The 8,721-nt window shown below is 69.2% G+C and carries 5 protein-coding genes; 3 read left to right on the forward strand and 2 right to left on the reverse strand.

Annotated elements, in window-relative coordinates; genetic code table 11:
- Together ACIRDX_RS17845 and cls are read right to left on the reverse strand one after the other, a co-directional pair.
- A partial coding sequence (locus ACIRDX_RS17845; RefSeq protein ID WP_396626796.1) for a TonB-dependent receptor domain-containing protein occupies nucleotides 1-1,615 on the reverse strand: 1,615 nt, incomplete at its 3' end.
- Between the two features lie 248 nt (nucleotides 1,616-1,863).
- The gene (cls, locus tag ACIRDX_RS17850; RefSeq protein ID WP_396626792.1) at nucleotides 1,864-3,303 is read right to left on the reverse strand and encodes a cardiolipin synthase; all 1,440 of its coding nucleotides are present in this window, start codon (nucleotides 3,301-3,303) and stop codon (nucleotides 1,864-1,866) included.
- Between cls and ACIRDX_RS17855 the strand changes: the two genes are divergently transcribed.
- From ACIRDX_RS17855 to ACIRDX_RS17865, 3 genes are all read left to right on the forward strand, one after another.
- Complete coding sequence (locus tag ACIRDX_RS17855) at nucleotides 3,302-4,684, forward strand: alkaline phosphatase D family protein (RefSeq protein WP_396626793.1); 1,383 nt, start codon at nucleotides 3,302-3,304, stop codon at nucleotides 4,682-4,684. The genes cls and ACIRDX_RS17855 overlap by 2 nt on opposite strands.
- Nucleotides 4,685-4,919: 235 nt before the next feature.
- Nucleotides 4,920-5,597 carry a PEP-CTERM sorting domain-containing protein gene (locus tag ACIRDX_RS17860; protein ID WP_396626794.1) on the forward strand — a complete coding sequence of 226 codons (678 nt, stop codon included), beginning with the start codon at nucleotides 4,920-4,922 and terminating at the stop codon, nucleotides 5,595-5,597.
- A 100-nt stretch (nucleotides 5,598-5,697) separates the two neighbouring features.
- Nucleotides 5,698-8,367, forward strand: a complete 2,670-nt coding sequence (locus ACIRDX_RS17865) for a WD40/YVTN/BNR-like repeat-containing protein (RefSeq protein ID WP_396626795.1) — start codon at nucleotides 5,698-5,700, stop codon at nucleotides 8,365-8,367.
- The last annotated feature ends 354 nt before the right edge of the window (nucleotides 8,368-8,721 follow it).

Below are 8,721 nucleotides of genomic sequence, written 5' to 3' on the forward strand. Positions count from 1 at the left end.
ACAGGAAGAACGGCTGCTGGTAGTAGCGGCCGTAGCTGCCGCGCCACGACCACGCCTCGTTGAAGGCGTAGCTGGCACCGACACGCGGGCTGACCTGCGTCGACGAGAGGTAGTCGTAGTAGTCGACGCGGGCCCCGTACGTCACGTTGAGCTTGCGTGTGAGGTCCTGCGTCGCCTGCACGTAGGCCCCCGCTTGCGTCGACGTGAACTCGCGGGTGAGCGAGAACGGCGCGAAGCCCGGCTCCTGCACGTACGGGCTGTCGTTGCCGTAGGGCGACTCCGTGTCGTAGTCGATGCGGAAGAACTTGAAGCTGCCGCCCACCTGCAGCTTGAAGCTGCGGCCGAACTCGGTCGTCAGGTCGTACTTGAGCGTCGTCTCGTTCTCGCCGGAGTTCTCGCGGAACACGACCGGGCTGGTCGCGATGACCTCCTCGGCCGGGACGTCGGGCGGCGCCACCACGCCGCCGAACGCCAGGTCCTTCACCTGCTGGTCGACGCGCGCCGCGGAGAACGTGAGGCCCAGCAGGCCCACGGACCGCTCGCCGAGCAGGCGCTGCCAGTTCACGCCTGTGGCCGATCGCTGGCCCTCGTAGCGGATGTCGAAGGTGTTGATCTCGTCGGCGATGTCCTCGGTGTCGTCCGATCGACCGAGGCGGATGTTGTCGAACCCGGTCACGTTGATCAGCCACACGCGGTCCCTGGGGCCGAGGTCGTACGTGGCCTTCGCGTTGACGGTGTACAGCGTCGGCACGCCGCCGAAGCCGACGTCGTCGGAGAAGATGTCGAGGATGCTCCGTCGCGCGGAGACGATCCAGGCGCCCTTCTTCTCCCGGCCGATCGGCCCCTCGAGGACGCCGCCGGCGCCGGCGAAGCCGAAGGTGGCGCGCCCGCCGAGGTCCTCCCGGCTCCCCTCGCGCTGGGTGATCTGCAGCACGCTCGACGCGCGGTTGATGTAGGGCGCCGGGTAGCCGCCGGTGAGGAAGGTGACGTCCTGGATGAGGTTGGCGTCGAGGATGCTCACCGTGCCGCCCGCCGATGCGAAGTTGGCGAACGTGTTGATGTTCGGGATCTCGATGTTGTCGACGATGAAGAGGTTCTCGAGCGGGCTGCCGCCGCGCACGATGATGTCGTTGCGGAAGTCGTTGGTGCCCGGCACCACGCCCGGCAGCGTCTGGACGTAGCGCGACACGTCCTGCAGCGCCGCGGCGTTGGTCAGGATCTCCGACTGCTGGATGAGGTAGGCGGAGTTCTTGATCTCCTCGGCCGGCACGAACGCGGGCGCCGTGACCGTGACGGTCTGCGTGAGCCCCTCGAGCGAGGGGAGCGTGACCTCGACGCGCCCCTCGAGCCCGGCGCGGACCGTGACGGGATCGCTCTGGATGGGCGCAGCGCCCGCGGGCGTGATCTCGAGCCGGTAGGCGCCGGCGCGCACGTCGGCGATGCGGAAGGTGCCGTCGGCGGCGCTGACCGCGCACTGCGACGTCTCCACGACGCACACCGCGACATCGGGGGCCGCCCCCCCGCCCTGCCGACTGATGGTCCCGGTGATGGCGCCGACACCCGTGGTGTCCTGCGCCGCGACGACCCCTGGGGCCGCCAGAGCCGCCCCGAGCATCACCACGCCTGCGATTGCGTTTCGAACGTAGTACACCCGCTTACGACGCGCCGCGTGGGGACGAGGCCCCGGCCGAGCCACTTCGCCTCAACGTGCCCCCCGGCCTCGAGCCGGGCTCGGACAGCGAACGGCGGCTCCTGCGACAGCCGCCCCCCCTTCACCCCTTCCCGCCTTCCAACCTTCGCCCTTCCCGCCCTGCCTTCTACTCTTCTACTCTTCTACTCTTCTACTCTTCTTGCCCTTCCCCGCTACAGCAACGGCGAGAACAGGCGCATCACCGAGTCGCCGAGGCGGCGAGAGGCCGGCAGCCGCTCGTAGGCCTCGGCCGTGAAGGGCTGGCTCTGGCGGATGTCGGCCAGGAAGGCCGACTCCAGTTTCCTCGTGGTCTCGCGATCGTAGATGACCAGGTTGGTCTCGTAGTTGATGGTGAAGCTGCGGATGTCCATGTTGGCCGATCCGATCGAGCAGGCCACCGAGTCGACCGCGATGGTCTTGCAGTGGAAGTACGCGCCCTGGTAGAGCAGCACGCGCACGCCGGCCCGCGCGAGGTCGCGGGCGTAGGTCATGCCGGCGCGGTAGGCGAGGGGGCCCTCGCCGCCGCGCGGCGCGATCATCACCCACACGCGAACACCCGACATCGCCGTCGCGCACAGCACCTGCAACACGGTCTCGTCGAGGACGCAGAAGGGCGACTGCAGGTACACGTGGTCGCGCGCCATCGAGATCATCGCGAGGTACTGCTGCCGGATGACCGAGTACTGCGAGTCCGGCCCCGAGTTGACCACCTGAATCGGCACGTCGCCGGCCTGGCGCCCACGCGGGTACAACGCCGGGTCGGCCAGCAGTTCGCCCGTCGTGTTGAACCACTGCAGCGCGAACGTGTACTGCAGGCTCGACACCGCATCGCCGCACACCCGGACGTGCGTGTCGCGCCAGCCGGAGAAGCCCTCCGGGCCGGTGCGGTGCTTGTCGGTGAGGTTGAGCCCGCCCGTGTAGCCGATCTCGCCGTCGATGATGACCAGCTTGCGGTGGTTGCGATAGCTGATCGTGTGCAGGCGCCAGATGGGCGAGCAGGGATGCACGTCCACCCCGGCCGCCCGCAGGTCGCGCACGTAGCCGCGCGTCAGCATCGAGAAGCTGCCGACCGCGTCGTACAGCGCGCGCACCTTGACTCCGGCGCGGACGCGCTCGCGCAGGATCGCGAGCACCTCGCGAGTCAGGCCGTCGTCGGCCCACTCGTAGTACTCCATGTGGACGAGGTGACGCGCGCCACGCAGGTCCTCGAGGAGTCTGGGATACTTCTCGCTGCCGTTCTGGAGGATCTCGACCCGGTTGCCCAGCGTGACGGGCGCCTCGGCCGAGTTCCAGAGCAGCTGCGGCAGACGACGGTAGATCGCGATGTCGCTCTCGGAGAGCGCATCGCGCACCTGCTCCTGGGCCTCCCGCACCTGCGCGAGTTCCTTGGCGAGGCTGCTGCGCCCGAGTTGCCGGCGCAACGCCTTGCGATGGCTGAACGCGCTGGAACCCCGGCCGAACAGGACGTACACGACGGGCCCGATGCCCGGCGCGAGGACCATGAGAAACAGCCACGCGAACGTCGACTGCGGCGACCGGTTCTCGAGCACCAGGAACACGGTGGCCACGGCCAGGTACGACACGTACAGCGCCAACGCGAATTCGGCCAGCATGTCTCCCCTGCAGCCTGTCGCAACTGACCCGACCGCGCAAGCACCCACCCTGTCGTTGCTCGCCTCCTGGATCGTCGTCCTGTCGCTGCTGCTGGGCTGGCTGGCGGTCGCGAGACCCGCGCCGCTGGCGGCACAGCCGACCGGCGTGAGCTGGGCGTGGAGCGGCGCCATCACCGAGGGCTCCGCGGTCGTCGTCGCCCGGCTGGCACGCGGCGTGTCCGAGGCCAGGCTGGTGATTGCGCCCGATGGCACGGACGCCGAGGTCGACGCGCTCACCGTGCCCGCGCGTGGCTACGCCAGTCCCGATGCGCATGGCCTGGTGCGATTCGAGGCGACGCGCCTGTCGCCAGCGACGCGCTACCGCTACCGGGTGGAGACGCGGGAGGGCCAACACCTCGAGGGCCGCCTGCGCACCTGGGCCGCCGGCCCCTTCTCGTTCCGCATCGCCTTCGCGTCGTGCGCCACCACCGGCTCGAACCACCGCGTGTTCGATGCCATACGCGCACTCACGCCCGACCTGTTCGTGCACATGGGCGACTTCCACTATCTCAACATCGGGCGCAACGACGCCGAGGCGTTCCGGCGCGGGTACGACCGCGTGCTCGACTCGTCGCGCCAGTCGGCGCTCTACAGGGCTGTGCCAATCGCGTACATGTACGACGACCACGACTTCGGCCCCAACAACTCCGACGGCACGTCCGCCAGTCGCCCCGCCGCCACGGCGGTGTACCGCGACCACGTGCCGCACTATCCGCTGCAGGCCGGCGCCGACACGATCCAGCAGGCCTTCGACATCGGACGCGCGCGGATCATCGTCACCGACACCCGCAGTTCACGCGAGCCCGTCGATGCGCCACGCCCCCGCACGATGCTCGGCGAGGCCCAGCGGCGCTGGCTGGAGGACGAGCTCACCCGCGCGAAGGATGCCGCGCTCGTCATCTGGGTCAACACCGTGCCGTGGATCACCAAGGGCAACGAGTCCACGCACGAGGGCTGGGCCCCGTACGCCGAGGAACGCGAACGACTGGCGACGCTCATCGACACGCTGGGGCTGACGCGACGCCTCGTGATGCTCAGCGGCGACGGGCACATGGCCGCACTCGACGATGGCACCAACAGCGCCTACATGGCGGGCCGGGGCCCCGACAGCCGGGGATTCGTGGTGATCCACGGCGCGCCGCTCGACCGCTGGCCGCGCACCAAGGGCGGCCCCTACAGCCACGGCGTCTCCCGGCGCGACCACCAGTTCGGCCTGCTCGACGTCGCCGACACGGGCACGGCTCTCGAGGTCACCGCCAGCGCCCGCGACGCCTACGGACAGCTCGTCCCAGGCCTGGAACTCCGGCTGCGTTGCGACCAGACAGGCTGCGCGACACGCTGACGAAAGGTCGCTGCCCTGTCACTCTTCCCGCCGACTGAAGTTTCCATCCAGGGAGACTTCATGGCTTCGCCTGTAATTGCTGATGGAGAAGTTCGTTGGAAACGTGCCATCTCAACCTTGGCCCAATACCTGCAGCTCGTTGAGAAATTCACCACGTCACTGTGGATTCCGGACCAAGGCCGACGCGATGCCCAGGCAGCGCCGAGACCCCAGGGTCCGACTTCGGAGGGTTTCGATGTTTTTCCGCGTTCGCCTTGCCGCGCTTGTCGTCGGCGTCTCCCTGCTCGGTGCCTCCTCGTCCTTCGCCGCCCTCGTCGGCGTGGACAACCGGGCGGCGCTTTCGGCTACCGACTCGGTGTTGTGGAGTGCGCTCGGGGGTGATCTGACGCCCCTGACCAGCCCCACGGCGACCACCACCACGAACGGCGTGGACGTGACGGTCGATGGACCGTCGGCGTTCACCCTGTTCAGTGGCAGCACCTTCAACGCCGATTTCCTGGCCGACGACACCGTCCTGAGCGCCTTCGATCTCGTGGACACGGAAGAGGGCGTGTTCGGCCCGATCCGCCTGACGTTCGCCACCGCCCAGAGCGGCGCCGGCGCGCAGATCCAGTCCAATGCCGCGGGCAGCTTCATCGGCACCATCCGGGCGTTCGGCGCGGGCGGCACGCTCCTCGGGTCGTACAGCGCCGACGGCCTCAATGGCCAGAACGGCGACGGCAGCGCGCTCTTCCTCGGCGTGCGCAGCGACGCCAACGACATCTTCGCCGTCGAGTTCGACATCATGCGGTCCACGGGCTTCGCCATCAACGACGTGTCGCTGGTGCGGACGCCCGACGTGCCGGAGCCGATGAGCCTCACGCTCGTCCTGCTCGGCACGGGGTTCGCGGTCTCGCGCCGTCGCCGGCGCTGAGCCGCGCCCACACAGCCAGCCTTTGGTGCGCGGACGCGCCGCCCCCTGGGCGCGCGTCCGTGCCTTGTTCAGCGTTCACAGCACACCCAAGAGGTCACTGATGACGTCTCGCAGACTCATGACGCTCGCGTCGTACGCCACGGTGGTGGCCGCCACGCTGGCCGTCACCTTCGCCCAGGCGCCGGCCCCGGCGTCCACCACTCCCGTCCGCGTGCGGTCGCGCGCCGCGATCGACGCCAAGCTGGCGCGCAAGAAGCCGCCCGTCGCCCAGCGCGCGGAGGACCTCAAGCGCTGGCAGGAGGCGCGGAAGAACGGCATCAGCGAGCCGTTCGACCAGCCCCAGCAGGCGCTGACCTTCTTTCTGGAGCAGCGCCTGCCGGCAGGGCAGACGACGCTGTCGCCGCAGGACTACACGGCCGGGATCGAGCATGCCGAGCAGATGCCGATCTACTCCACCGACCTGCAGCAGTTCCTGCCCGAGCGCATCGGCGCGACGCCCTCGGCCTCGCCAGGCGATCCGACGCCGCCAGCGCCGGTCGGGCTCGGCACGTGGCAGCCGGTGGGCCCCGGCAACATCGGCGGCCGCACCCGCGCCCTCCTGATCCACCCGACGACGCCGACCACGATGTGGGCGGCGGGCGTGGCGGGCGGCGTGTGGAAGTCGACCAACGGCGGCGGCACGTGGGTGCCCAAGGCCGACCTGCTCGTCAACATCGCGGTCAACTCGATGATCCTCGACCCGCGCAACCCCGACGTGCTCTACGCGGGCACGGGCGAGGGCTTCTTCAACGGCGACGCGGTGCGTGGCGCTGGCATCCTGAAGTCCACCGACGGCGGCGAGACGTGGGCGCAGTTGCCGTCGACGGCGAACTCGGACTTCCACTACGTGCAGAAGATCGTCATGTCGCGTGGATCGAGCCAGCGTCTCTACGCCGCGACGCGCACGGGCATCTTCCGCTCGGTCGATGCGGGCGCCACGTGGGTGAAGGTCTACACCGCGACCGAGTTCGGCGGCTGCATGGACCTCGCCATCCAGACGGACCGCTCGGTGGCGATGGTCGTCGCGGCATGCGGCACCTTCGCGCAGGCGCGAGTGATGCGTGCCATCGACACCGCGAGCACCATGAGTTGGAAGACCGTGCTGTCGCCGACGGGCATGGGCCGCACCTCCCTCGCCGTCGCGCCGTCGAACCAGAGCGTGATGTACGCCATGGCGTCGAACTTCAGCAGCACCGCGCTCCTGGGCGTGTGGAAGTCGACGAACTCGGGCAAGACCTGGACGGCGGCGATGACCGCTGCCACGACGACCAGCACGCTGAACAAGCTGCTCCTGAGCAACCCGGTGTTCGGGGTGCTGAGCCAGTGCGGCTTCGGCGCTAGTCAGGCGCTCACCCAGGGCTGGTACGACAACATCATCGTCGTCGACCCGGCCGACCCGAACGTGGTCTGGGCCGGCGGCATCGACCTGTTCCGCTCCGATGACGGCGGCGCCAACTGGGGCCAGGCGTCGCACTGGTGGTTCACCCAGGGCACGGACCCCGAGTACAACCACGCCGACCACCACCTGGTGGTGTTCCACCCGAACTACGACGGCGTGACCAACAAGGTGATGTACTCGGCCAACGACGGCGGCGTCTACCGCACCGACGACGCGCGCGCCCCGGTGTCGTACTCGCCCGATCCCATCACCGGCGCCTCGCCGGTCTGCGGCAACACGGCGCCCGGGGTGCTGTCGTGGACGGGCCTCAACAACGGCTACCAGACGACGCAGTTCTACCACGGCGTGCCCTACCCGGATGCCTCCACGTTCTTCGGCGGCACGCAGGACAACGGCACCATCCGCGGCACGCTGGCCGGTGGCCCCAACGCCTGGTCCACCATTCGCGGTGGCGATGGCGGATACGTGGCGGTGAACCCGAGCAACACCAACATGCTCTGGGCCGAGAACACAGGTCTGTCGATCGTGCGGTCGACCAACGGTGGCAGCACGTATTCCTCATTCACCAGCGGTATCGGCGAGGGCGCCGGGAACTTCCTGTTCATCACGCCGTTCGCACAGGACCCGAGCAACGCGAGCAACATGTGGATCGCGGGCGCCTTCCCGTGGCGAACGGTGCAGGCGACGGCCGTGCCCACCGTAGGCAGCATCTGGGCTCAGGCAGGCGGCGTATTCGGACAGCGCATCGGGGCCATCGCTGTGGCGCCCTCGAACGCCAACCGCGTGTACATGGGCGGCGGCACCGGCGCCGGGGCCAACAACGGCCGCGTCTTCACGACCGGGGTGGCCCTCTCCTCCACGGCTGCCACTGTTTGGAGCTTCAGCCGTCCGCGACCAGATCCGACGTTCGTGTCGTGGCTGGCCGTGCATCCGACCAACCCGGCCGAGGTCTACGCCACGATCTCGACGTTCAACACCACGACAGGCACGGGTCACGTGTTCAAGTCCACCGATGCCGGCGTGACCTGGACGAGCATCGACGGATCGGGCGCGACGGGCATCCCCGACGTGCCGGTGCACAGCATCCTCATCGACCCGGACAACACCACCAACCTGTGGGTGGGCACCGACATCGGCGTCTTCTCGTCGACCGACGGTGGCGCCAACTGGGCGCGTGAGAACACCGGCTTCGCCAACGTGATCACCGAGTCGCTCTCGATCGGCACCGAAGGCGGCGTCCAGTACATCTACGCCTTCACGCACGGCCGCAGCGTGTTCCGCGTCCGCAAGCCGGTGCCGCTGACGACCTGCGGCGCCAACGCGCGGTGCTAGCCACGGGTCGCACCCCGGCGGCGTCCGCACGCTGACGCCGCCGGAGCGGGTCTGATTCCCGACGCCCCCGGATCCGCAAGGGTCCGGGGGCGTTCGTCGTTCTGGCGGGTCACTCGACCATGGCCCGAACCTTTGCGCGGCCAGGCACACGCGTCCACACTGGAGCAGGAGCCCACACATGCCTGTCCGCCGAGCCACGCTCGCCCTCGCCTGCGGCATACTCGCCCTGACCGCCATGAGCGCCGCGTCGCAGCCACCCTCCCCGTCGGCGCAGCCCCCGAACCCGCCGAGTCAGCCGCCCGTACTCGAGGCGCGGCCCGACAGCATCGTCAATCGCGTGTGGGTGGTCGTGGC

The organism is Luteitalea sp. (genome assembly GCF_044337415.1).
In the GTDB taxonomy this organism is placed as follows: Bacteria; Acidobacteriota; Vicinamibacteria; order Vicinamibacterales; family Vicinamibacteraceae; genus Luteitalea.

What these genes read in the sequence shown, in the direction of transcription:
- ACIRDX_RS17855 (WP_396626793.1), top strand. Translation starts at nt 3,302, where the DNA reads ATGTCTCCCCTGCAGCCTGTCGCAACTGACCCGACCGCGCAAGCACCC.
- cls (WP_396626792.1), bottom strand. Translation starts at nt 3,303, where the DNA reads ATGCTGGCCGAATTCGCGTTGGCGCTGTACGTGTCGTACCTGGCCGTG.
- ACIRDX_RS17860 (WP_396626794.1), top strand. Translation starts at nt 4,920, where the DNA reads ATGTTTTTCCGCGTTCGCCTTGCCGCGCTTGTCGTCGGCGTCTCCCTG.
- ACIRDX_RS17865 (WP_396626795.1), top strand. Translation starts at nt 5,698, where the DNA reads ATGACGTCTCGCAGACTCATGACGCTCGCGTCGTACGCCACGGTGGTG.